Raw genomic sequence first — 22,192 nt, 5'->3', positions numbered from 1 at the left:
CGCCCTGCTGCTGAACGACCGCCCCCGCCAGACCCTCGACTGGGCCAAGCCCGCCGAAGCACTCAACCGCCTACTCTTGGCAGCCTGACGACGCGGGGACTGCTGCACGGATAGGTGACAGCGGTTGTCAGGCGGCGAGTGCGACCTGAGTCGTGATGATGGCTTCGTACTCGATGGGGGTCAACCTGCCGAGGCGGGCCTGGCGGCGGCGTCGGTGGTAGGTGCGCTCGATCCAGGTGATGATCGCGATCCGTAGCTCGGCACGGGTGGTCCAGCGGCGCCGGTCTAGAACATTCTTCTGCAGCAGCGCGAAGAAGGACTCCATGGCCGCGTTGTCGCCCGCGGAGGCGACCTGCCCCATGGATCCGACCAGATCATGGGCGCGCAGCGCCGCCAGGAATTTCCGGCTTCGGAACTGGCTGCCTCTGTCGCTGTGCACGATGCAGCCGGCTACTTCACGACCCTCGATGGCCCGTCTGGCGACGGCGTTCTCGAGGGCGGCCACGGCCAGGGAGGACTTCATGCGGTCGCTGATGGAGTACCCCACGATCCGGTTGGAGAACACGTCCTTGATCGCACAGAGGTAGACCTTGCCCTCGGCGGTGGGGTGCTCGGTGATGTCGGTGAGCCACAGGGCGTTGGGTTCACTGGCAGTGAAGTCGCGGCGCACGAGGTCGTCGTGTGCGGGCGGGCCAGGCTTCTTGCCGCCCTTGGAGCCGCGCTTCTTGCCGAACACTGACCACCAGCCGCCCTCGGCGCAGCGGCGCCACATCGTGCGGTCGCACGCCACGTGGCCCACCGAGCGGGCCTCGTCACCGAGCAGCCGGTAGCCGAACTCCGGATCGTCGGCGTGGGCGTCGAACAGGGCGTTCGCGAGGTAGGCCTGCTCGAGCTCGGTGACGGTGACCGGGTTGGCAAGCCATCGGTAGTAGGGCTGGCGGGCGAGCTTGAGGACCCGGCACGTCACCGCGACGGGGATCCCCGCTACGGCGAGCTCACTCACGAGCGGGTAGGTCATTTTCCCGGCAGGTGCGCCTGGGCGAAGTACGCCGCCGCACGACGCGGCACCTCGTTCTCCTGCTCCAACAGCCGCACCCGCTTGCGCGCCTCACGCAGCTCCGCAGACTCCGACGCGGTCACGCCAGGCTTCGCGCCGTCCTCGACATCAGCGCGGTGCAGCCAGTTGCGCAGGCACGACTCGCTGATGCCGAAGTCCTTCGCGACCTGCTTGATCGGGGTCTCTCCCTGGCGGGCGATGGCCACGACGTCGTCGCGGAACTCCTTGGGATGGGGTCTGGGCACGGGACACATCCTTCCAGCAGCACCCGCAGGCACCACAGGTCAGGTGTCACCTATCCGTGCAGCAGTCCCGCGTGTTGCGACGACCGCTTGAACCCGCCGCGCGTCCGGTTGTCAGGGCCACGTGCACGGGAACCTGCCCCTGATCCTGACAGCTCGCGCGGGTGGGGTTGCGGTGGCGTGCTGCGTTCCGGATTCTCGGAGGGTGCCCACGCTGGCGGAGCTGCTGACCGACGTCGCCGGGGAGCTCTACGGCCTCGAGCCGGCGGAGTTCGTCCCCGCGCGCGCCGCCCGCGCCGCCGCCCTGCGCGACGACGGCGAGGACGAGGCTGCCGACCGGGTGAAGCGGCTGCGCAAGCCGTCGACGGCGGCGTGGGTGGTCAACCTCCTCGCGCGCGCCGACGCCGACCAGGTGGAGCAGGTGGTCGAGCTCGGCGCCGCGTTCCGCGAGGCGCAGGACGACCTCGACGGCAAGCGCCTGCGCGAGCTCACGCGGCAGCGGCGGCAGCTCGTCGCCGCGGTCGCGGCGCGGGCACGCTCCCTCGCCGTCGAGGCCGGGGCGTCCGTGTCCGGCGCCGTCCTGGCGCAGGTGGAAGCCACGCTCACCGCCGCGATGATCGACGCCGACGCCGGCCGCGCCGTCCGCAGCGGGCTGCTGGTCGGGCCGCTGCAGGCCACCGGCATCGGGCGGGCCGACGTCGCGTCCGCCGTCGCTGTCCCGGACGCGCTCGGCATCGCGCCCGTCGACGACGACGGCGCGCCGTCGCGGCACCTGCACGCCGTGCCGGACCTGCCGGGCGGGGCGCGCGGCGGCCGCCGTCGGGCCGCGTCACGGAAGGACGACGACTCGGCGGCCGAGGAGCAGGCCGCGCGGGAGGCGGCCCGGCGGGAGGCGGAGCAGGCGCTCGCCGACGCCGAGGACGACGTCGCCGCCGCGCGCGACGCCGGCAGCGCCGCCGCCGCGGAGGTCGGCCGCATCGAGGGGATCGCGCGCCGCACCGATGCCGAGCGCGACGCCGTCCGCCGCCGCCTCGCCGAGCTGGAGGAGGAGGCCGCGACCGTCGACGCCGAGCTGCGCGGCGCCGTCGTCGCCCGACAGCGCGCCGAGCGCACCCTCGCCGACGCCACCCGCCGCCGCGACGAGGCCGCCGCCCGCCTCGCCGAGGTAGTACCCCGGACGCCGAGGTAGTACCGAACCGGGCGAGGTAGTACTGAACCGGGCGAGGTAGTACTACCTCGGCACGTCCCGTACTACCTCGGCAGGTCCCGTACTACCTCGGCAGGTCCCGTACTACCTCGGCAGGTCCCGTACTACCTCGGCAGGTCCCGTACTACCTCGCCGCCTTGCGTGCTACCCCGGCGTCCGGCGGACGGTGGAGGTCGACGACGGCGGATCTCCGTCGCCCGACGGATCCGCCCGGGCGGTCGCCCTGCGAGGGTGGGAGCACCGACACACCCAGGACGAAGGAGACACCATGCGTCGTCGCATGCGCACGCCCCTGACCGTCACGACCGCCGCCGCGCTCGCACTGGGCCTCGGCGCTCTGCCCGCCGGCGCGGACGAGCTGCCGGAGCCACCGTCGCCGACGTCGCCGCCGGCCGCGCTCGACGAGGACCGCTCGTCCGTCGCGCGGGCGGTCGCCGCCGCCGTCGCGGAGGCGGAGCGGCGGGCGAGCGCCCGCACGTTCAGCGCGCCGAGCGGGACGTCGGGCGGGGACGACGCCGTGACGGACGCGCTCGACCAGGCGCTCGCGGACACGGCGGCGGGCGTCCCGATCGGGGTGGTCGGGCGAGTCGACGCCCCGGGCCTGCACTGGAGCGGCGCCGACGGCACGCGGCGTCTGGACGGGCACGGCCCGGCGCGGTCGCAGGACCGGTTCCGCGCGGCGAGCAACACCAAGATGATGGTCTCGACGCTCGTGCTGCAGGAGGTCGAGCGGGGCACGTGGACGCTCGACACCCCGGTGGTCGACGTCGTGCCCGAGGCGGCCGCCGTCGTCCCCGACGCCATCGAGGACGACGTCACGCTCGAGCTGCTGCTCACGCACCGCTCGGGCCTGCCGGACCACCTCAGCGCGCTCGCCGCGAGCCGGATGACCGACCCGGAGGACTACGACGAGTTCTTCGCCGTCCTCGGCGAGGAGTACACGACGGCGGACCACCTCGCCGCGATGGACGACCAGCCGTGGCTGTTCGAGCCCGGCGCCGACGCCTCGTACTCGAACGCCGGCTACGTGCTGCTGGGCCTCGCGCTCGAGCACGCCACCGGGCAGGACGTCGAGCGGCTCCTCGAGAAGCGCGTGTTCAAGCCTGCCGGGATGTGGCACTCCGCGTACCCCGACGACCCGGGCTACCGCGGCCCGTTCCTCCGCGAGGCCGCGTACACCGGTGACCTCGGTGCCGGGTGGTACGGGCTCGACGGCTTCGACCCCAGCCTGTTCGGCTCGGCCGGCGCCGTCACCAGCACCACGGCGGACCTGCAGCGGTTCACCGAGGCGCTGGTGACGGGCGACCTGCTCGAGCCGGAGACCGTGACGGACGTCCTCACGCCGCGCACCGTCGGCAGCCAGACGCTGCCCGACTACGGCCTCGGCGTGTACCGCCTGCCCGACCCGTGCGAGGAGGGCGCGTGGCTGTACGGGCACGACGGCGCGTCGTTCGGCACGCTCAGCATCACGCTGACGTCGCCGGACGCCGAGCGCCAGGTGACCGTGGCCCTCACCGGCCGTGACCTGACGTCGCTGGAGTCCGACCTCAGCACGGCGCTGGTGCCCGCGCTGCTCGCCACCTGCTGACGGGCCGTCCCCCGGTCGGTCAGTCGGCGGCGACCGTGTCCTGCACCGCGCGGAACGCCGCCGCCTGGCCCTCGGGCGTGGCGGGTACCGTCCGAGCGCATCAGCGCCGAGATGGTGCGGCTGCTGCTGGAGGTCGTCGACGGTCAGGAGCCCGCCGCGATCACGCTGCCCACCTCCCTCGTGGTGCGCGACTCGGCCTGAGCGCCCGAGGTCGTCCCGTCCGTGGCGGGGAACGACGGCGGGTCCGCGCGCACCTCGTCCGCCAGCCGCTCCAGCAGCACCGCCGGCTCGAGGTCGGCGGGAAGGTCCAGGCCGTCGGGCACGAGCACACCGACCGACACCAGCGCCCCCTCCGCGACCGTGGCGAGGGACGTGGTGCGGAACTCCTCGCCGTCCGCGCCGCGCTGCTGGATGGTGAGGCCGACCGGCCCGAGCTCGTCGAGCTCGATGCGGTACCGCTCGGCGGGGTCGGGCAGCCGGCCGACGTACTGGACGGACCGCACCGTGCCGCCCGGGTTCCAGACCAGCGAGTCGTCGTGGAGCCCGTGCTCGGCGGCGCTCTCCGCCTCGTACTGCAGCTGCCACACCGTGCTGCCCTGGTCAGCGAGCGTGTACGGGCCGTCCGGGGAGACGGTGACGAACGTGATCACCTGGACGCCGTCCACGTCGACGCCGGAGGTGGCGTCCACCGGGTAGAGGCCGTCCTCGCGGTCCGTCCAGGGGAGCACCCGGTCGCCCGTGGTCGCGAACCGGACGCCGGCGAGGTCGCCGGCGAACAGCGGCCCGAGCGGGTCGTGCATGACCGCCGAGACGCTCCACCCCGGCTGCCGCCTCGTCGTCATCCGCGTCGTGTCCACCGGCAGCGCGGTCGCGTCGTGACCGGGGAACTCGTCCGCGGTGAGTCCCCACGGCTCCGGGCTCCAGTGGGCGGCCTCGGCGATCGCCCGGTCGCGCTGCCAGTCCCGCCACGCGTCCCGGCCGAGGTGGTACCAGAGGAACAGCCCCGTCACCACGAGGGTGACGACCAGGAGCGGGGTCACGCTGGGGTTGGCGAGAACGCGGCGCATCGCGGTGCTCATCGGTCGTCCCCCGCGGGATCGGACAGGTGGTCGAAGGGGGCGTCGAACAGCGTGGCGGGAGCGGAGCCGTTGCCGTCCGGCTTGAGCCCGGAGCTGCGCTCCGCGGCGGCGTCGGGGGTCAGCCCGAGGCCGAGGTCGTGCTGGACCACGCCGTCGTACAGGTCGGTGGCGTACCGGTCGATCAGCCCGTGCTCGGTGGACCAGATCCGCTCCCGGGCGTCGTCGAGCGGGGCCTCGGGGTCGAAGAGCGACAGCGCCGGCCCGCTCGCCAGCCCCACGGCCTCCGTCACGACCCTGCTGCCGAACCTGAGGTAGCCGACGCCCGTGCCGGCGAGGGCGAGCACGGTCTCGCGGGTGTCCACCTGGGCCCGGGCCATGTCGATGGTCTCGGCCTGCATCCCGCCCGTCAGGGCGCCGATGTCGGACAGGGCTTCCTGGACCAGGGGGACACGAGGCCCCGTGTCCACGTCGAAGCCCTCCGAGGTGGCCTGCTCGAGGACCCACTCCGTGTAGCGGTCCGTCACCCCGAGCCAGGCCGCCGCCGCGCCCGGCGTGCGGGACGTCGCCCCGATCACGTCGCGGAGGGCGAAGGCGTCGAGCTCGGGCTGCACGACGAGCGGGACACGGTCGCCGAGGTCGGGCGCCACCTCGGCGTCGAGGTCGACCCCGGGCGCGGGGACCGGTTCGACGCCGGCCTTGCCGGACGTGGGGCTCTGCGCCTGCGAGACGTCACCGATGACCGGGACGTAGGGCTCGTAGGCGAGCGCGACGGACCCGGCCGCGTCGTCGGCCAGCCCCGGGGTCCGGAGCAGGCCGACCGGCAACGCCTCCGTCGCGTGCGAGACGAGGAGCGCCGCGCGCGCCTGGTCGCCGCGGTCGGGGGACGCCGTCCCGACGTCGACGGCGGTGGCGAAGGCGCGCGCGACGGCGCGGCCGCCGTCGGGCCACCCGGCGTGGGGCACGCTGCCGAGCCACCGCGAGACCGACGGGCCGACGCGCCCCGCGTCGGCGGGCGCGAGCCGGTCGAACGCCAGCCGCGGGTGCGCGGCGAGGCCCGCGGCGACCGCGACGACCACCGGAGCCAGGACGGTGAACGACCCGTCGAAGGGCGCACGCTCGCTCCACCAGGCGTCGAGCGCGTCGTCGGCCCCGGCGTGGACGGCCGCCGGCAGCGACGCGGGGAGCAGGGCGGCGGCGACCTCCGCCCTGCCGGCCGGCGTGAGCGGCTCACCCGCGCCGGCCGCGACGTCGCGGACCAGGTGGCGCCCCAGGTCGCCCTGCTCCTCGGGCGACGCCGTCTGCGCCCACAGGCCGATGCCCTCGCCGAGCGCCCGCGCCAGCTCGCCGTCCAGGGCCTGGCCGAGGCCGCCCCCGAGCGCGGCGGGGACGTCGGCGGCTCCCGGCCCGCGGGGGATCAGAGCCTCGTAGAGCTGCGCGGGGGAGGCGTCGTCCCAGAAGACTGCCCAGAACGCAGGGTCGTCGGCGTGCGCGGTCAGGACGTGTCGGAGGTCGTCGCGCACGGCGCGTCGTGCCGCGGCGTCCCCGCCGGACGTGGCCCGCGGCAGCAGCGCGACGACCGACCGCGCGGCGTCGCCGGAGGCCTGGAAGCCGGCCGGTTCCGCACCGGCCGCCGTGATCGCGCGGACCGCGCGGACGTCGGCGAGCGACGCCAGCGCGGCAGCCGCCCGCCGCGACGCCTCGTCCTTCGTCTCCCGGGCCGCGCGCCAGCGTGCCTCCGCCGCCGCGACGTCCGCGCGCGCCGCCGCCAGCTCCCGCTCGGCAGCGGCGAGCCGCAGGTGCGCGTGCGCCGGATCGCCGGGCAGCGCCGGTGCGCCGGACCACGCCGCGCCCGCCGCACCGGTACCCGGCGCGGCACCGCCGGCCGCGGCGATGTTCCACGTGGAACGACGCGCCTCGTCCGCCTCCGCCTGCCACCGGGCCTCCCGGCCGAGCGCGTCCGCACGGAAGGCGAGCGCCCGCTGCGCCGCTGCCTGCGCGTCGCCGAGGACCGCGGCGTGGCGCCGCAGGGTGGCGGCCGCCGCCTCGAGCATGCCGCCGCTCGTCCGGGCGGCGTCGCCCGCTGCCGTGACCCGCTCGCGCGCCCGCTCGACGGCCGTGCTCCGCTGGCCGTCGAGCGCCGATCGCACCCGCAGCAGGCGGGTGCGCGCGTCCTCGAGACCGGCCGCGGCGCGACCCGCGGCGGTGGCGGCGTCGACCAGGGCGGGCGGGCTCCCGGGCAGCGGGCAGAGCTCGCCGGCCGGCGGCGCCGGCCGACCTCCGGGACCGTCGCCCTCCCGGCCGACGGGCGTCATGCGCCGTCTCCTGGGCGGGGTCCGCCGAGCAGCGCGGCCAGGTCGTGCGTCGTCGCGCGCTCCGCGCCCTCGAAGACCTCGGAGGCACGGGCGAGCACGGCGGCGAGCGCCCCGAGCTCGTCCCCGAGGGCCTCGTGGGCGGCCCGCCAGGCCGCGGCCAGGTCCTGCAGGGCGGCCCCCAGTCCGGCGTCGCCGGTCGCGGCAGGTGCCGCCGCCGCGACCAGCACGCCGCTGGACACGTCGTGGAGCGCCAGCGCGGCACCGCGCACGTCGGTGCCCGCCGCGGCGAGGGTCGTGGTCTCGAGGTCGAGCTGCGTCATCCCGTCCCTGTCCTGGTCCGTCGTCGGGTCGTCCCTGCCTGCGCCGTGGCGCGGGGACGACGCTAACGACGACGGGCCCGGCCGCCCCGGGGTTATCCACAGGGTCGGTCCGGGAGGTGCGCGGCTCGCCGCCACGGCACGGCCCCGCACCCGACGGTCAGTCCCACCAGGCGCGGAACCACGGCTCGTCCGTTCCCGCAGGCGCTCCGTCGTCCGGCCGTCGCCCCCGCCAGGGCGCGACCTCGTCCGGGGGTGCGTGCATGTCGTCGATGCCCAGCCCGGCGAGGGCGCGCAGGACGTCGGCGCCGTCGTCCTCCGGCCCGCCCGGCTCGAGCCGTACGTCCCGGCCCGGCCGGAGCAGCACCCCCGTTACCGTGATCCGTTCGTCGCAGCGCAGCGGCCCGACGACGTACCCCTGCGCACGGACCCGGCCGGGGTGCCGCACGACGGCCCGCAGCACGGCGCCGAGCGAGGGGCCGAGGTTCTGCCGCTGGGTCGCGAGCTCCACCTCGTCGAGCCGCTCCAGCAGGCCGGCGGCGGTGCGCTCGTCGAGCGCGACGAACGGGTAGAACCCCGGGGTGGTCGAGCCGGTGAGCACAGGCTCGAGCAGTACGTCGAGCCCGTCGTCGAGCAACCACCCGTGGCGGCCCGCGCACGGCCCGCCGAGGGTGCCGTGGTGCGCGTGGTCCTCGCGCGACGCGAGCTCGCGCTCGCGCCTCCAGGCGGATCGCAGGTCGACGAGCTCGGGCGGGACGAACCGCGCAGGCCGGGGTACCGGCGGCGGGGGCGGCGGTGTGGTCGCGACGGGCATTCGGGCTCCTCGGGCTCCGGGTGCGGGACGGGCGTCCGGGACCGAGCCTGCGGCGCGCCGCTGCCGCGGGCATGCGCCGGTCGCGCACCTGTGGACGGCGCGATCCTGGGGGCAGCCTCCAAGCCCTGGCAGCTCGCGCCGCCGTCCTGTCCTGCGGGATGAGCAGGGCAGGCAGGCGGACGACGCAGGTCGCTGACAAGGGGCCGATGAGTTTCCCGCCGCGCGCGTGTCAGAGGGGTGCGGCACGATCGCCGCGTCCCTCGATGCCGACGGAGGCATGCCCATGAGCTCTCAGCAGACCTTCACCGTGGACGTGCCCGGCGCGGTCCTCACCTACGACGTCCGACTCCCCGACGCCCCCGGCGGGCACCCACCGCTGTTCCTGCTCGGCTCGCCGATGGCGGCGTCGGGGTTCGTCCAGCTCGCGGGCCACCTCGACGACCGCGCCGTCGTCACGTACGACCCGCGCGGTACGGAGCGGAGCACGCTCGCCCCCGACGGCGAGGTCTCGGTGGAGCTCCACGCCGACGACTTCCACCGTGTGGTGGCCGCCGCCCGCCCGCTGATCGGGGACGGGCCCGTCGACGTGTTCGCGTCCAGCGGCGGCGCCGTCGACGTGCTGCCGTGGATCGCGGACCACCCCGGCGAGCTCGGCACCGTCGTCGCGCACGAGCCCCCGCTGTGGGCGCTCCTGGAGGACCGCGACGTGCAGCGCCGGGTCACCCAGGACATCGTCGAGACGTACCAGCGGGACGGGTTCGGCCCCGCCATGGCGAAGTTCATCCAGGTCTCCATGCAGGACGCGCCGCTCACCGAGGACTACCTGGCGCAGCCCGCCCCGGACCCGGCGGCGTTCGGCCTGCCCACCGCGGACGACGGCTCCCGCGACGACCTGCTGCTGAACGGGAACATGAAGGCCCTGCCCTGGTTCGAGCCCGACCTCGACGCTCTGCGTCGCACCACCGTGCGGCTGGTGCCCGCCGTCGGCGAGCAGGGGCCCGGCACGATGCCGCGCCGCGGGGGAGAGGCACTGGCCGCGGCGCTCGGCCTCGACGCCGTCCTCTTCCCCGGCGACCACGGCGGCTTCGCGTCCAACGAGTGGTCGCCGGGCAACGACCCGGCGGCCTTCGCGGCCCGGCTGCGGGAGGTGCTCGCCGGCTGAGGGCGAGCGCGCCGTCGGACCCGCGAGACCCGTCAGACCCGCCCCCCGGCGTCCCGGCCGATCCGTTCCAGCCCGGCGATGCCCGCGGGGGCGTACTCGAGGTACCGCTCGACGGCGGCGCGGACCTCGGGTCGTGCGGACTCCTCGGGCGGCACGCGGGCGGGGTTGAGCAGCACGGAGTGCGCCCAGACGGCGACGTCCGGGTCCGCCATGAACGTCGCCGCCGCCCGCGCGCCGCGGCCCTGCATGGCCGCCCAGTCGGCGGGCGTGCTCCAGTAGGGCGTCGGCGGGCAGAGGGCGTTCTTCTCGGCATCCGGTCGGTTATGTCGGGTGCCCTCCACGTAGCCGACCAGCGCCGCGCAGAAGGGTGGGAACCCCGCCCGCACCGACTGCAGCGTGATCCGTTCGCCCCAGATGGGCAGCGCCGGGCGCACGTGCAGGCCGTACGACGCGCAGTGCACGACGACCGCGCCGTGCGGCACCGCGACCTCGCCGCCGTCGAGCACCAGCCGCCGGGCCTCGACGCGGCGCAGGTGCCCGTCGCGGACCACGCGGGTCACCGACCGCAACAGCTCGAGCTCCCAGCGCCCGAGCGTCGGCGTGCGGGCCATGGTCGGCATCACCGCCGGGTCGATGCGCGTCATCACGTCGGCGTCCTCGAGGCGCAGGAAGAGCTCGTCGGCGGACGAGGCGTCGCAGGCCGCGGCCATGAGGGTCCCCGCCATGCCCAGGAAGACGGCCGGGTCGGGCTGCACCGCGGCGCGGTCGAGCATCCACGGGTCCCGCGGCCGCACCCACTGGATCGCGTCCGGGTCCACGCCGCGCCCGAGCAGCCACACCACGGCGTCGGTCGCCGTCTTGCCCGACCCGACGACGACGTACGCGGCGGCGTCCGCGACGTCGGGCAGCGCGCCCGCGGGGACGACGCGGGCGTCGTCGTCGACGTCGAACGGCGGCGGGCCGACGGCGGGGATGGACGGGGCGAGGTAGCGGGCGTCCACCACCCGCCGGCGCACACGCGGCTCGACGACGTCCCCCGACGCGAGGTCGACGAGCAGGCCGTCGCGATACTCGACGCCGCGGAGCAGCTCGACGCGCCCCGTCGGCAGCAGGCGCTCCTCGAGCACCCCGGCGAAGTAGGCGCAGATCTCGGGGCCGGTGGCGCGCTCGTGCATCCCCCGCTCAGGACCCGACTCCTGGACGCGTCCGGAGCCCAGGCGGGTGGACGCGACCCCGTAGAACTGCGACGCCTGGTGCAGGCGCACGAAGGGGTACGCGTCCAGCCAGTGACCGCCCGCGGCCGTGCGCCGGTCGACGAGCGTCGCGTGCGCGGTCGGGTCGTGGTCGACGATCGCGTCGACGAACGCCATCCCGGCCGCCCCGGCGCCGACGACCAGGTAGTCGGTGTCGATCGAACGGGCCATCGCTCCAGTGGCCATGACTCCAGTGACCCACCGGCGTCACGGGCGGTCAACGGGCGCCGGGGGTGATTGAGGGTGCCCGGGGCGACGCCCGCCCGGGCCGCGCGACGGGCCGTGCGACAGGCCGTGCGACAGGCGGTGCCCAGTTCGCTCGGCGGGTCAGTCGTCGCCGCGCTCCTGGACGACCTTCCCGTCCTGGGTGCCGACGCGGTAGTCGGTCTCGACGCCGTCCACCAGCACCGTGACCGACCAGTGGTAGCGGCCGTCGTCCTCGTCGAGCTCCGCGTCGTCGAGGTCGCCGGCGGACCTCGCGACCGTGCGCTCGATCGCCTGGGTGATCAAGACGGTCGCGTCGGCCAGCGCGCGGCGGTCGTCGGCGTCGAGGTCGTCCTCCTGGGTCCGGACCACCTCGGTGCCGTCGGCGCTGACCTCGACCTCGACGCTGATCGTGCCGGTGGCGACGTCGACCTCCCAGGTGTTGTCGCGGTCCGGGTCGTCGATGGCGTAGGCGGTGCCGCCCGCCTTCCTCTCCGCGGTGGCGATCGCCAGCAGCCCGGCGGCCGTGCGGTGCTCCGGCGCGGCGGACGCGCTCGGGGACGTGGTGTCGTCGGTCGCGCCCTCGTCGGTCGCGGTGTCCTCGGCGGCGGAGGTCGCGGGCGCGTCGGCGGGGGCACCGCCGTCGTCGTCGGCGCAGGCGGTGAGGGTGAGGCCGAGCGCCAGGGCGAGCGCGGCGGGGACGGCGAGGCGGCGTGCGGTGCGGTTGCTCATGACGACGATCCTCCGGGCGGTCGGTGACCCCCGCATGAGATGCGGAGGAGAAGGTCCTCATCTGCCGCCTTGCGGTTGACGTGGCGTCAACCTCTACCGTCGACGTCATGACCCGTTCCATCCAGGACGTCGCCCGGCTCGCGGGAGTCAGCAGCCGCACCCTGCGGCACTACGACCAGATCGGTCTGCTGCCGCCGTCGGGCACCGGCACCGGCGGGCTGCGCCACTACGACGACGCCGCGGTCCGGCGCCTGCAGCGCATCCTGCTGCTGCGCGACCTGGGCCTGCCGCTGACCGACATCGGCCGGGTGCTCGACGAGCAGGCGGACGAGGCCCGCGCGCTGCGCCGGCACCTCGACCAGCTGCGCGCCGAGCAGGACCGGCTGACCAGGCGGATCGCGTCGGTGGAACGGACCGTGACCGCGATCGAGAAGGGAGAACAGCTCATGGCCGAGGACATGCTCGACGGCTTCGACCACACGCAGCACGAGGAGGAGGTGACCGAGCGCTGGGGCGGGGACGCGTACGCGAAGAGCGACGCGTGGTGGCGCGGGCTCGGGGCAGAGAAGCAGAAGGAGTGGCAGGCGCGCACGAAGGAGCTCGCCGACTCCTGGGGCGAGGCGGCCCGCCGCGGCGTCGACCCGACGTCCGACGAGGCGCAGGCGCTCGCCGCCCGGCACGCGGCCTGGCTCGGCGGCATCCCCGGCACGCCGGGGTCCGACCGCGGACGGCCGACGAAGGAGTACGTCGTGGGCCTGGCGGAGATGTACGTGGCCGACCCGCGGTTCGCGAAGAACTACGGCGGCACCGAGGGGGCGACGTTCGTGCGCGACGCCCTCGTCGTCTACGCGGAGCGCGAGCTCTGACCCACCCTGCCCCGCGAGTTGTCAGAGCCACGTCGGCCTCGACCCCTGCAGGGTTCTGACAGCTCGCGAGGGTGGGAGGATGCCCCGGTGAGCGACGACTGGGCGGCGCAGCGCACGGAGGCGGCACGCGTGCAGGCGGAGCGTCTGCGCGCGCGGCAGGACGCCGAGCACACTGAGGCGGAGGCGCTGCTGCGCGACTTCGTCCGGGCCGCGGCGGACGCCGGGCTGGAGCCCGGGCCGCTCGAGGTCAAGGGGTACGGCGGGCGCGGGACGGCGCGCACGTCGCTGCGCGGCTGGTACCTGCGCCACGACCGCACGGCCGCCGTCACGTCCGACGGCACGTTCTACGTGCTCACCGCGCCGCTGACGCTGCTCGACCGGGTGCGCGGCGCGCGCGTCGCGCCGCAGCGCCCGCCGATGATCCTGGGCGCGGGCGGCAAGGACGGCAGCTCGATCGAGCTCGTCGACGCGCTGGAGCGGGTGCTCCCTGGCTGGCGGGACCGCGGGCGGGGCGCCGCGACGTAGCGGTTCGTCGTCGTCCTGCGCGACGACGACGACCGAGCGCTACGTCAGCGCCGCGCCGACCGGCCCGGCGACCTCGGGCAGCGCCAGGTAGCCCGCCCAGGCGCCGTCGTCGAGGCGGTGGGCCGCGGCGTGGAACCCCGGGGCCCGGTTGGTCACGCGCAAGGCCTCGATCGTCGGCGACCCGGCGGGGAGCGGGAAGACGTCGGGTGTGAGGTCGTGCAGCGCGAGCAGGTCGCGCGGGTCGCGGGGGCTCACCCAGCGCCCCACCCGCGCGGGGAACGCCAGCGGCGCGCGGGACTCCACCGCCTCCCGGACCGCCCGGATGCCGAGCGGCGAGCCCGGCGTGAGCAGCAGCGGCACGTCCGGGCCGCCCGTGCGGGCGGTCAGCACCGAGTACGCCACGACGCTGCCGAGCGAGTGCGCGACGACGACGGCGGGCTCGTCGCCCGACGTCGCGTCGGCCAGGGCGTCGGCGAGGCCCGCGTCGATCACCCGCCGGACGACGTCGTCGTGCAGAGAGGCGTACACGTCCCGTGTCAGCGTGAGCAGGACGGCGGCGCTGACGCCGGGCACGTAGCGGTCCACGAGGGCCAGCGTCGCGACGAGGGCCTCGACGAGGGCGTCTCCGACCACCCCCTCCGCCACGACCGACGCCTCGACGGCTGGTGGGGCGGGCGACGGACCGGCGGGCGACGACGGACCGGCGGGCCGGTGCCCGGCGGCCGTGAGGACCTCGCGCGCGACGTCGAGCACGAACCGCAGCTCGCCGTCCGGCAGGGCGCGCACCAGCCGGGGGAGCGCGGCCGGGTCGGCCGCCAGCGCGTGCACCGTCACCGGGGGCGGTGTGCCGCCGTCGACCAGCCGCTCCAGGGTGTCGCCGTAGTAGACGAAGGACGCGTCGTCGTCCGTCGGCCGCAGCGGGGAGCCCGCGGCCGCGAGGCCCGCGCCGAGCGCGCCGAGCCACTCCGCCTCGAGCGACTCCGGGTCGCGTCCGTCGAGGTCACGGCCGTGGACGAGCACCAGTCGGGTCACCCGGGCGACGGTACCGACCCGTGCCGGCCGGCCCTCGCGGACGCGCCGTGCACGACCCGCCGGGCGCCGGGCGGTGGGCGTGGGACGCTGTGCCCATGGGGAACACGGAGGATGTCGCAGCCCTGGTCGCCGAGGTCGAGCAGCAGGAGCGCGAGCTCGTGCTCACCCGGTTCACTCACGACGACGCGTGGCAGCTCGGCTGCCTCCTCGTCGAGCTCGCCACCGAGCGCGGCCTGGCCGTGACGGTCGACGTCCGCAAGGGGACCCAGCAGGTGTTCCACGCGGCGCGCGAGGGAACCACCGCCAACAACGACTCGTGGGTGCAGCGGAAGGTGCGCGTCGTGGAGCGGTTCGGGGCGTCGTCGTTCCTGGTGGGCCTGCGCGCCCGCGCGAGCGGCCAGGACTTCAACACCCTGCAGCAGCTGCCCCTGCAGGAGTACGCCGCGCACGGCGGCGCGTTCCCCGTGCGGGTCGAGGGCGTGGGGATCGTCGGCGTCGTCACCGTGTCCGGTCTGGCGCAGGCGGACGACCACGCGCTGGTCGTCGAGGCGTTGCGCGTGCAGGCCGCCGGCGGCGCCTGACCGGCGCGACGCCCGCCGTCTACGGTGGCCCCGTGCCTGCGCTGCTCCTGACGAACGCCCGCCTCGCCGACCGGCCCGACCGGCCCGTCGACGTCCTGCTCGACGGCGACCGGATCGCCGCGGTGACGCCGGCGGGCGCCCCCGCCCCGGTGCCGGTGAGCGCGGTACCGGAGCGGGTCGACGTCGACGGTCGCACCGTGGTCCCCGGCCTGTGGGACGCGCACACGCACCTCACGCAGTGGGCGATGGTGCGTCAGCGCCTCGACGTGTCGGCGGCGACGAGCGCGGCACACGCCGCGGCCCTGGTGCGCGACCGCCTCGACCGGGCGGCGCCGCCCACCGACGGCACGCCGCTCGTCGGCTACGGCTTCCGGTGGGCCACCTGGCCGGACGACCCGACCGCGGCGGTGCTCGACGCGGTTGCCGGCGACGTGCCGGTCGTCCTGCTGTCCGGCGACCTGCACAGCGCGTGGGCGTCGACGGCGGGCCTGCGCTTCCTCGGCATCGCGGAGCACCCGACCGGCCTGCTGCGCGAGGAGGAGTGGATGCCCGCCAGCCCGCGCATCGTCACGGTGGACGACGCCGTGGCGGACGCCCTGGTGGTGGACGCGGCGCGCGCAGCCGCCGCGCGCGGCGTCGTCGGGGTCGTCGACTTCGAGGTGGCGGACAACCTCACCGCGTGGCGACGCCGGGTGGCCGGCGGCTGGGACGGCCTGCGCGTGCGCGCCGGCGTGTGGGAGCAGCACCTGGACGCGGTGCTCGGCGCCGGGCTGCGGCACGGTGACCCGCTCGGGGAGCCCGCGGGGTCGGACCTCGTGACGCAGGGCCCGCTCAAGGTGATCAGCGACGGGTCGCTCAACACGCTCACGGCGTTCTGCTTCGAGGAGTACGCGGGCGTGGCAGGCCCGGACGCGCACGGCATCCTCAACATCGCGACCGATCACCTCGCGCCCCTCATGGCACGCGCGCACGCGGCCGGCCTGCGGTGCGCGATCCACGCCATCGGCGACCGCGCGAACTCCCTCGCCCTCGACGCGTTCGAGGCGTCCGGAGCCCGCGGGTCGGTCGAGCACGCGCAGCTGCTGCGCCCCGACGACGTGGCGCGGTTCGCCGCGCTGGGCGTCACCGCGAGCGTGCAGCCCGAGCACGCGATGGACGACCGCGACGTCGCCGAGGAGCTGTGGCCCGGTCGTACCGCGCGCGCGTTCCCGCTGGCGGAGCTGCGTGCCGCGGGCGTGCCGCTGACCCTCGGGTCGGACGCGCCCGTCGCCCCGCTCGACCCGTGGGTCGCGATCGCCTCCGCCGTCACCCGGTCGCGTGACGGCCGCGCGCCCTGGCACCCGGAGCAGCGGATCGACGTGCGCGCCGCGCTCGAGGCGTCCGTCGACGGCCGGCCGCTGGACCTCGCCGTCGGCGGACCGGCCGACCTGGCCGTGCTCGACGGCGACCCGCTCGCGCTGCCGGCGTCGCACGACCCGGCGTCGCACGACCTGGCGTCGCACGACCCGGTGGCGCTGGCCGACGCGCTGCGCGCCACCTCCGTCGCCGGCACGCTCGTCGCGGGCCGCTGGACGCACCACGCCCTCTGACCCCGAACGGTCAGAGGGCGTGGGCGGCCCGGGAGCCGGTCAGCCGCGGAGCTCGGCGATCTCCGCCAGGAGGGCGTCGCGCTGCTCGGCGTCGTCGACATGCTTCGTCACGACGCGCTCCAGCCGGTCCCAGTCCTCGTGGGCGAGGGCGGAGAACAGCTGCTGCGCCTGCCCGGTGGACAGGTCGAGCGCGGCGAGGCGGGCGAGCAGGCCGGGGCCGGGCTCCGGCTCCGGGTCGGCCTGCTCCTGCGCGGCCTTCCAGCCGACGAACGCGCCGGGGCGGTTGGTGATCATGCCCTCGACGCCGAGGTCGGTGAACCGGGTCCAGTCGGCGGGGGAGTCGACCGTCCACACGAAGACGCCGACGCCGGCGGCGTTGAGGTCCTCGACGACGGACGGCCGGGTCGCCAGCGCCGCGCCGGACGGGTTGTAGTACGTGGCGTGCAGGCGCTCCGCCGTCGCGACCGGGTCGGCGTCGAGAGTGCCGCGCAGCAGGCCGAGCGGGATCTGCGGCGCCCGGTCGTACGCGTACTCCAGCGCCTTCTCGTCGAACGACTGCAGCACCACGCGGTCCTCCAGGCCGGCCTCGAGGATCATGTCGACCGTCCGGTCCACCTCCTCGCGGGTCTCCGGCCCCTTGATCTCGAGCAGCAGGTCGGAGCTGCCGGTGTCCATGAGGTCGAGCACCTGCGCGAACGTGGGCACCTTCTCGCCCGTGAACGCGGGGCTGAACCAGGACCCCGCGTCGAGGGAGCCGATGTCCGGCGACCGCAGGAACTCGACGTCGCCCGTCCCGTCGGTCGTGCGGTCGACCGTCTGGTCGTGCAGGACGACGGGGACGTCGTCGGCGGTGGTGTGCACGTCGATCTCGACGTACTCGGCGCCCGCCTTCATGGCGGCGGCGTAGGCGGCGAGCGTGTTCTCGGGGTTGACCGACGAGTAGCCGCGGTGCGCCGCGGTGACGGGCAGGTCGCCGGGCTCGTTCACGACCGGCTTCGGCTCGAGCTCCGTGACGACGACGTCGTCGATGCTCACGCGTGCGCCGTCGGCGGCGAAGCCGAGCACGCCGTCGTCGGTGCGGCCGATGCGGCCCTCCAGCACCTCCTGGCCGTCGTACACCCAGGTGGCGTGGTTGCCCTGCACCTCGACGGCGATCCGCACGTCCTTGCCGACGCCGGCGTCCGACGGGGCGGACGCCGTGGCGGGCACGTTCCACGCGTTCCCCGCCGTGCGCTCGGCCAGCTCGATGCCGTTGCTCGCCGTCGTCGTGGAGCGCATGGCGGCCTGCCACCACGGCACGCCGCCGGCGGGGTCGATGTCGAGGATCGGCGCGAGCCAGCGCGCCGCGTTGTTCACGGCCTCGAAGCGCACCGTGGCCTCGAGGCGGTAGTTCTCCAGGTGCGGTCCGAACGTCACGCGCCCGATCGCCGCCGGCTCGCCCACGAGGCGGCCGTCCCGGACGGCCCACGCGCCCGACCCGGCCCGCCAGCCGTCGGGCAGCGAGCCGTCCGCGACGTCGTCGAAGTCCTGGGCGTAGACGATGTCGCCGGGCGCGCCGGACAGAGGAGCGGCGGCGAGCGGTGCGGCGGTCGCGACGGGCGGCGCGACGACCGTCGCGCCGAACGAGGCGAGGGACACCCCGGCGGCGACGGCGAACGCGAGCGTGGCGGAGACGGTGCGGGTGCCCGGTGGGGCGAGCAGCGTGCGGCGGCGGGCGGTCATGGTGGTCCTCCTGGCGGTTCGTGGCGGGTCGCCGGGCACGCTAGGAGGGCCGGGTGTCCGGTCCGGGGCCGGGCGCGTGGCCCGTCGGTGACCGTCGGGAGAACTTCCGGTGCCGGTGCAAGACTTCCGGGATGAGCGACCGTGCGGATGCCGAGGGCCGCCTGCGGGCGCGCCTCGCCGAGGTGACCGACCGCCTCGCGGCGCAGCGCCGCGCCGTCGACGGGATCGTCGAGTCCGCGCGCGACTCCAACGCCGACGACGAGCACGACCCCGAGGGCGCGACGCTCGCGTGGGAACGGCAGCAGGCGGCGGCGCTCGCGGCCGAGGCGGAGCGCGAGCGGGACCAGCTCCTCGCCGCGCTCGACCGCGTCGCCGCCGGGACGTACGGCGTCTGCGAGGTGTGCGGCCGGCCCATCCCCGCCGCGCGGCTGGAGGCGCGGCCCGCCGCCACCCGCTGCGTCGAGCACGCGCGCTGAGCGGCACCGGACGACGCTCGGCGCGGCACGTCCGGCTCACGGCGGCAGCTCGAGCTGCCGCGCCGGGCGCGAACTGCCGCTCCGAGGAAGGGCAGCGCGGCGCGACCTGGCAGCATGGCGGCGTGCGCGTGGAGCCGGTGACCCTCGAGGGTGTGGTGACGCACGTCGTCGGGCGGGTCCTCGCCCACGACGACACCCGGCCGGTGCGGGTGCTCGTCGACGGGCACCCGTCCACCCACCCGGAGGCGCTCGCGGACGCGCTGGTCGAGCCGCTGCGCACGGCGGGGCACCCGGTCGCGCGGGTGCGCGTCCGGGACTTCCTGCGGGCCCGGTCGTTGCGGCTCGAGCGCGGCCGCCGGGACGCCGACGCGCTGCTCGAGGAGTGGATCGACGTCGACGGCCTCAACCGGGAGGTGCTGCGCTCGGTCGTGACGCGGGGCCGGTGGCTGCCGAGCCTGCGCGACCCGGACACGGGCCGCTCGACCCGCGCCGGGTACGAGGACGCACCGTCGGGAACCGTCGTCGTGCTGGACGGGTCGCTCGCGCTGGGGCGCGGGCTCGACGTCGACCTCGCCGTCCACCTCGCGCTGCGACCCGCGACGGAGACGCGGAACACGCCGCTCGACGAGGCGTGGACCCTCACCGCGTACGGGCGCTACCGCCGCGAGGCGCAGCCCGAGCGGCGCGCCGACGTCGTGGTGCGGGTGGACCACCCCGACCGCCCCGCGCTGGTGCTGCCGGGCTGAGCCGCCGGGCCGGCGATCAGCCCCGGCAGAGGCAGAACGGGTGCCCGGCAGGGTCGGCGAAGACGCGGAACGTCTCGCCGCCGCCGGGCAGGCGCTGCGCCCCGACGGCGAGCGCCGCCGCCTCGGCCTCGTCCAGGCTCTGCGGGCCGACCTGCAGGTCGAGGTGCAGCTGCTGCGGGTACTCCGGGTCGGGCCACCGCGGCGCCGAGTAGCCCTCCACCTGCTGGAAGAGCAGGGCCCTGTCCCCGCCGAGCATGGCCATCCCCTCGGCGTCGTAGACGACGGGGGCGCCGAGGACCCCGGACCAGAACGCGGCGGCGGCCGAGGCGTCCGGCACGTCGACGGTGAGGCCCATGATCGTCAGGCCGTCGTTGTCGGGCGCGTGGCACAGGTCGAAGGGGTGGCCGGCCGGGTCCGCCAGGGTGGTCCACTCCGGGTTCTCCCGCAGCACGGTGGCGCCCAGGCCCACCGCCCGCTCGACGGCGGTCGCGACGTCCGGCACGCGCAGGTCGAGGTGCGCCTGCTGCGGGTGCTCCTGGCCGGGCCATCGCGGGGGCACGAGGTCGGGCGCGGGTTGGAAGGCGAGCGACCAGCCGTCGGGGGTGTTCAGCGTGATCCAGTCCTCGCCGTACCCCTGCTGCTCGACCTCGGCGCCCGTGAGCCGCTGCCAGAAGTCGGCCGCGACCGGTGGTGCGGGGACGTCGAAGACCACCGCGTCCAGGGCTGCGACCCGCGTCGTCGTCTCGTCGCTCATGGGGCCCAGCGTGCCGCGGACCTCCGACACCCGCAGCGCGCCGGGGCTGTACACCGGCGCCGGGCGGGGCGATCATGCTGCTCACCGCCGTCGGACGCCCTGGGGGCCGCATGATCGTCGCACCGTTCGGACGCTTCACCGAGGGCCGGGTCCCCGACCCGGGCATCGCGCGGCTGTTCACGCGGGAGAACCGCTGGCAGGCGCGGCTCGACGTCGAGGCGGCGCTCGCGCTCGCGGAGGCCGACGCCGGGCTGATCCCGGCGGAGTCGGCCCGCGCCATCGCGCTCACGGCGCGGATCGAGAAGCTCGACGTGAAGCGGGTGCTCGCCGCGACCGCCGAGGCGAGCCACCCGCTGGTGCCGCTCATCGAGGAGTTCGCGCGCGCCGTCGGCTCCAAGCACGGCGGCTGGGTGCACTGGGGCGCGACGACGCAGAACATCACGCAGACCGCCGACGTGCTGGTGCTGCGCGACGCCCACCGCGCGGTGCTGCGCCAGCTCGGCCGCGTGCTGCGCTCGGCGGGCCGGCTCGCGGAGTCGTCCGCCGCGCTGCCGATGGCGGGCCGCACGCACAGCCAGCACGCCGTGCCCGTGACGTTCGGCTTCAAGGTGGCGGTGTGGATCGACCAGCTCGCGGCGCACGCCGACCGGCTGGAGCGGCTCGACGAGCGGCTGTTCTGCGTGCTCATGGGCGGCGCGGCGGGCACGTTCGCGTCGTTCGGTGGCTCGGGCCGGGCGATCGAGGCGGGCGTGGCGCGGCGGCTCGGGCTGCACCCGATGCGCGTGCCGTCCCGGTCGGTCAACGACGGCATCGTGGAGCTCGTGCTGGTGCTGGCGCAGCTCGCGGGCACGATCGGGAAGATCGGGCGGGACGTCTACACGCTGATGCAGCCGGAGTTCGCCGAGGCGTTCGAGCCGGTCCCCGAGGGCACGGTCGGCAGCTCGACCATGCCGCACAAGCGCAACCCGCAGCTCGCCCTCGACATGCAGACGATGTCGGCGGAGCTGCGCGCCCTCGCGGGCCCGGCGCTCGAGTCGATGCTGCACGACCAGGAGGCGAACGGCGCCATGACTGCCCTGCTCGAGGACGTCTCGGCGTCGGCCGCGGTGCTGGCGGGCGACATGCTCGCGCGCCTCGAGGTGGTGATGGACGGACTGGAGCTCGACCCGGGCCGGATGCGCGCGAACATCCGCCTGTCCGAGGGCATGATCGGCTCCGAGTCCCTCATGCTCGCCCTCGGCGAGAAGATCGGGCGGCAGAAGGCGCACGACGTCGTGTTCGCCGTCGCGCAGGCGACCGCGTCCGACGGCCGCCCGTTCCTCGAGCTGCTGCACGGCGACCCCGTCGTCAGCGAGGCCTTCGACGACGACGAGCTGCGCGCCCTCCTCGACCCGGCGGGCTACCTGGGCCTGAGCACCGAGATCGCGCGGGAGCTCGCGGCGTGCGCGGCCGGGACCGCCGACCGGCTCGAGGCGCTGCCCGCGCGGATCCCGGTCTCCGTCGGGAGCCAGCGGCCCGGCGAGGGGTGAACCCGGGCCGCCGGACGCCGCCCACGGGGCGGCGGCCGCCGGCCGGTGCCATCGTGGACGGATGGAACCTCGGCAGAAGGAGCTCGTGCACCGAGGCCGTGCCGCCCGACGCGCGGCGACGGCGGGGCTCGCCGTCGCGGCGCTCCTGCTGCTGGGCGCGTGCGCGGCGGGCCCGAACCCGGCCGTCGACACGTCGACGATCAGCGGCGTCGGGCCCTACGGGTTCTGGTGGGGCCTGTGGCAGGGCATGATCCTGCCGATCACGTTCATCGCCTCCCTGTTCACGGACACGGTGTCCGTGTACGAGGTGCACAACACCGGCAACTGGTACGACGTCGGGTACGTGCTCGGCATCTCGCTCGTCTTCGGCGGTCCGCTCGGCGCGCGCCGGGCCCGCCACTGACG

At 75.9% G+C, this 22,192-nt stretch carries 21 protein-coding genes; 11 read left to right on the top strand and 10 right to left on the bottom strand.

The annotated features are described in order from the left end of the window. Window positions 1-127: 127 nt before the first annotated feature. Window positions 128-1,302, bottom strand: a protein-coding gene (locus tag ACFCZN_RS19640) for an IS3 family transposase (RefSeq protein ID WP_430557876.1) whose coding sequence is annotated in 2 segments (ribosomal slippage) — window positions 128-1,021 and window positions 1,024-1,302 — 1,173 coding nt in all. Because the reading frame shifts where the segments join, the coding sequence is not laid out codon by codon here. Window positions 1,303-1,504: 202 nt separating this feature from the next. On the opposite strand from ACFCZN_RS19640, the gene ACFCZN_RS19635 reads away from it, so the two are divergent. Continuing rightward, window positions 1,505-2,488: a hypothetical protein gene (locus tag ACFCZN_RS19635; RefSeq protein WP_430557875.1), complete on the top strand. Its 984-nt coding sequence runs from the start codon at window positions 1,505-1,507 to the stop codon at window positions 2,486-2,488. A gap of 286 nt (window positions 2,489-2,774) precedes the next feature. Continuing rightward, the gene (locus ACFCZN_RS19630; protein ID WP_430557874.1) at window positions 2,775-4,094 is read left to right on the top strand and encodes a serine hydrolase domain-containing protein; all 1,320 of its coding nucleotides are present in this window, start codon (window positions 2,775-2,777) and stop codon (window positions 4,092-4,094) included. 143 nt (window positions 4,095-4,237) lie between these two features. Here ACFCZN_RS19630 and ACFCZN_RS19625 read toward each other — a convergent pair whose 3' ends face one another. The 4 genes from ACFCZN_RS19625 to ACFCZN_RS19610 all read right to left on the bottom strand — a co-directional run bounded on the left by ACFCZN_RS19625 (window position 4,238) and on the right by ACFCZN_RS19610 (window position 8,616). After that, entirely contained in the window at window positions 4,238-5,173 is a 936-nt protein-coding gene (locus ACFCZN_RS19625; protein ID WP_430557873.1) for a hypothetical protein, read from the bottom strand. Beyond that, a complete protein-coding gene (locus ACFCZN_RS19620; RefSeq protein WP_430557872.1) occupies window positions 5,170-7,485 on the bottom strand; it encodes a hypothetical protein in 2,316 nt (771 codons plus the stop codon). The genes ACFCZN_RS19625 and ACFCZN_RS19620 overlap by 4 nt, the downstream gene beginning before the upstream one ends. Beyond that, window positions 7,482-7,805 carry a hypothetical protein gene (locus ACFCZN_RS19615; RefSeq protein ID WP_430557871.1) on the bottom strand — a complete coding sequence of 108 codons (324 nt, stop codon included), beginning with the start codon at window positions 7,803-7,805 and terminating at the stop codon, window positions 7,482-7,484. Before ACFCZN_RS19615 ends, ACFCZN_RS19620 begins: the two co-directional genes overlap by 4 nt. Window positions 7,806-7,962: 157 nt before the next feature. Then, complete coding sequence (locus ACFCZN_RS19610; RefSeq protein ID WP_430557870.1) at window positions 7,963-8,616, bottom strand: hypothetical protein; 654 nt, start codon at window positions 8,614-8,616, stop codon at window positions 7,963-7,965. A gap of 283 nt (window positions 8,617-8,899) precedes the next feature. On the opposite strand from ACFCZN_RS19610, the gene ACFCZN_RS19605 reads away from it, so the two are divergent. Beyond that, window positions 8,900-9,778, top strand: a complete 879-nt coding sequence (locus tag ACFCZN_RS19605; protein WP_429765442.1) for an alpha/beta fold hydrolase — start codon at window positions 8,900-8,902, stop codon at window positions 9,776-9,778. A 32-nt stretch (window positions 9,779-9,810) separates the two neighbouring features. On the opposite strand, the gene ACFCZN_RS19600 is transcribed toward ACFCZN_RS19605, so the two are convergent. Together ACFCZN_RS19600 and ACFCZN_RS19595 are read right to left on the bottom strand one after the other, a co-directional pair. Further along, entirely contained in the window at window positions 9,811-11,202 is a 1,392-nt protein-coding gene (locus ACFCZN_RS19600; RefSeq protein WP_430557869.1) for a pyridine nucleotide-disulfide oxidoreductase, read from the bottom strand. A gap of 156 nt (window positions 11,203-11,358) precedes the next feature. Beyond that, window positions 11,359-11,967 carry a hypothetical protein gene (locus tag ACFCZN_RS19595; protein ID WP_430557868.1) on the bottom strand — a complete coding sequence of 203 codons (609 nt, stop codon included), beginning with the start codon at window positions 11,965-11,967 and terminating at the stop codon, window positions 11,359-11,361. 107 nt (window positions 11,968-12,074) lie between these two features. Between ACFCZN_RS19595 and ACFCZN_RS19590 the strand changes: the two genes are divergently transcribed. Both ACFCZN_RS19590 and ACFCZN_RS19585 read left to right on the top strand, forming a co-directional pair. Then, window positions 12,075-12,833, top strand: coding sequence for a TipAS antibiotic-recognition domain-containing protein (locus ACFCZN_RS19590; protein ID WP_430557867.1), 759 nt, complete (start codon window positions 12,075-12,077; stop codon window positions 12,831-12,833). A gap of 87 nt (window positions 12,834-12,920) precedes the next feature. Then, window positions 12,921-13,358, top strand: a complete 438-nt coding sequence (locus tag ACFCZN_RS19585; protein ID WP_429765448.1) for a hypothetical protein — start codon at window positions 12,921-12,923, stop codon at window positions 13,356-13,358. Between the two features lie 39 nt (window positions 13,359-13,397). Here ACFCZN_RS19585 and ACFCZN_RS19580 read toward each other — a convergent pair whose 3' ends face one another. Next, window positions 13,398-14,390: a hypothetical protein gene (locus ACFCZN_RS19580; RefSeq protein ID WP_430557866.1), complete on the bottom strand. Its 993-nt coding sequence runs from the start codon at window positions 14,388-14,390 to the stop codon at window positions 13,398-13,400. A 95-nt stretch (window positions 14,391-14,485) separates the two neighbouring features. Here ACFCZN_RS19580 and ACFCZN_RS19575 point away from each other — a divergent pair, with 95 nt between their 5' ends. Next, window positions 14,486-14,971 carry a heme-degrading domain-containing protein gene (locus tag ACFCZN_RS19575; protein WP_429765451.1) on the top strand — a complete coding sequence of 162 codons (486 nt, stop codon included), beginning with the start codon at window positions 14,486-14,488 and terminating at the stop codon, window positions 14,969-14,971. A 32-nt stretch (window positions 14,972-15,003) separates the two neighbouring features. Then, a complete protein-coding gene (locus tag ACFCZN_RS19570) occupies window positions 15,004-16,560 on the top strand; it encodes an amidohydrolase (RefSeq protein WP_430557865.1) in 1,557 nt (518 codons plus the stop codon). Window positions 16,561-16,599: 39 nt separating this feature from the next. Here ACFCZN_RS19570 and ACFCZN_RS19565 read toward each other — a convergent pair whose 3' ends face one another. Beyond that, entirely contained in the window at window positions 16,600-18,282 is a 1,683-nt protein-coding gene (locus ACFCZN_RS19565; RefSeq protein ID WP_430557864.1) for a glycerophosphodiester phosphodiesterase family protein, read from the bottom strand. A 131-nt stretch (window positions 18,283-18,413) separates the two neighbouring features. Here ACFCZN_RS19565 and ACFCZN_RS19560 point away from each other — a divergent pair, with 131 nt between their 5' ends. Together ACFCZN_RS19560 and ACFCZN_RS19555 are read left to right on the top strand one after the other, a co-directional pair. Continuing rightward, complete coding sequence (locus tag ACFCZN_RS19560) at window positions 18,414-18,758, top strand: TraR/DksA family transcriptional regulator (RefSeq protein ID WP_429765455.1); 345 nt, start codon at window positions 18,414-18,416, stop codon at window positions 18,756-18,758. Window positions 18,759-18,880: 122 nt separating this feature from the next. Beyond that, entirely contained in the window at window positions 18,881-19,504 is a 624-nt protein-coding gene (locus ACFCZN_RS19555; protein ID WP_430557863.1) for a uridine kinase, read from the top strand. A 16-nt stretch (window positions 19,505-19,520) separates the two neighbouring features. On the opposite strand, the gene ACFCZN_RS19550 is transcribed toward ACFCZN_RS19555, so the two are convergent. Beyond that, a complete protein-coding gene (locus tag ACFCZN_RS19550) occupies window positions 19,521-20,258 on the bottom strand; it encodes a VOC family protein (protein WP_430557862.1) in 738 nt (245 codons plus the stop codon). Window positions 20,259-20,368: 110 nt separating this feature from the next. On the opposite strand from ACFCZN_RS19550, the gene ACFCZN_RS19545 reads away from it, so the two are divergent. Together ACFCZN_RS19545 and ACFCZN_RS19540 are read left to right on the top strand one after the other, a co-directional pair. Beyond that, window positions 20,369-21,787 carry a class-II fumarase/aspartase family protein gene (locus tag ACFCZN_RS19545; RefSeq protein ID WP_429765459.1) on the top strand — a complete coding sequence of 473 codons (1,419 nt, stop codon included), beginning with the start codon at window positions 20,369-20,371 and terminating at the stop codon, window positions 21,785-21,787. Between the two features lie 61 nt (window positions 21,788-21,848). Beyond that, window positions 21,849-22,190 (top strand): hypothetical protein, encoded by a 342-nt coding sequence (locus tag ACFCZN_RS19540; RefSeq protein WP_430557861.1) that lies wholly within the window; start codon window positions 21,849-21,851, stop codon window positions 22,188-22,190. The last annotated feature ends 2 nt before the right edge of the window (window positions 22,191-22,192 follow it).

Source organism: Isoptericola sp. NPDC056134 (assembly GCF_042264825.1).
Taxonomy (GTDB): domain Bacteria; phylum Actinomycetota; class Actinomycetes; order Actinomycetales; family Cellulomonadaceae; genus Isoptericola; species Isoptericola nanjingensis.
The sequence above is the reverse complement of the archived record's forward strand: the minus strand, read 5'-3'. Positions and strand labels throughout refer to the sequence as shown.

What these genes read in the sequence shown, in the direction of transcription:
- ACFCZN_RS19625 (WP_430557873.1), bottom strand. Translation starts at nt 5,173, where the DNA reads ATGAGCACCGCGATGCGCCGCGTTCTCGCCAACCCCAGCGTGACCCCG.
- ACFCZN_RS19610 (WP_430557870.1), bottom strand. Translation starts at nt 8,616, where the DNA reads ATGCCCGTCGCGACCACACCGCCGCCCCCGCCGCCGGTACCCCGGCCT.
- ACFCZN_RS19620 (WP_430557872.1), bottom strand. Translation starts at nt 7,485, where the DNA reads ATGACGCCCGTCGGCCGGGAGGGCGACGGTCCCGGAGGTCGGCCGGCG.
- ACFCZN_RS19545 (WP_429765459.1), top strand. Translation starts at nt 20,369, where the DNA reads ATGATCGTCGCACCGTTCGGACGCTTCACCGAGGGCCGGGTCCCCGAC.
- ACFCZN_RS19550 (WP_430557862.1), bottom strand. Translation starts at nt 20,258, where the DNA reads ATGAGCGACGAGACGACGACGCGGGTCGCAGCCCTGGACGCGGTGGTC.
- ACFCZN_RS19615 (WP_430557871.1), bottom strand. Translation starts at nt 7,805, where the DNA reads ATGACGCAGCTCGACCTCGAGACCACGACCCTCGCCGCGGCGGGCACC.
- ACFCZN_RS19560 (WP_429765455.1), top strand. Translation starts at nt 18,414, where the DNA reads ATGAGCGACCGTGCGGATGCCGAGGGCCGCCTGCGGGCGCGCCTCGCC.
- ACFCZN_RS19565 (WP_430557864.1), bottom strand. Translation starts at nt 18,282, where the DNA reads ATGACCGCCCGCCGCCGCACGCTGCTCGCCCCACCGGGCACCCGCACC.
- ACFCZN_RS19575 (WP_429765451.1), top strand. Translation starts at nt 14,486, where the DNA reads ATGGGGAACACGGAGGATGTCGCAGCCCTGGTCGCCGAGGTCGAGCAG.
- ACFCZN_RS19590 (WP_430557867.1), top strand. Translation starts at nt 12,075, where the DNA reads ATGACCCGTTCCATCCAGGACGTCGCCCGGCTCGCGGGAGTCAGCAGC.
- ACFCZN_RS19595 (WP_430557868.1), bottom strand. Translation starts at nt 11,967, where the DNA reads ATGAGCAACCGCACCGCACGCCGCCTCGCCGTCCCCGCCGCGCTCGCC.
- ACFCZN_RS19540 (WP_430557861.1), top strand. Translation starts at nt 21,849, where the DNA reads ATGGAACCTCGGCAGAAGGAGCTCGTGCACCGAGGCCGTGCCGCCCGA.
- ACFCZN_RS19630 (WP_430557874.1), top strand. Translation starts at nt 2,775, where the DNA reads ATGCGTCGTCGCATGCGCACGCCCCTGACCGTCACGACCGCCGCCGCG.
- ACFCZN_RS19600 (WP_430557869.1), bottom strand. Translation starts at nt 11,202, where the DNA reads ATGGCCCGTTCGATCGACACCGACTACCTGGTCGTCGGCGCCGGGGCG.
- ACFCZN_RS19605 (WP_429765442.1), top strand. Translation starts at nt 8,900, where the DNA reads ATGAGCTCTCAGCAGACCTTCACCGTGGACGTGCCCGGCGCGGTCCTC.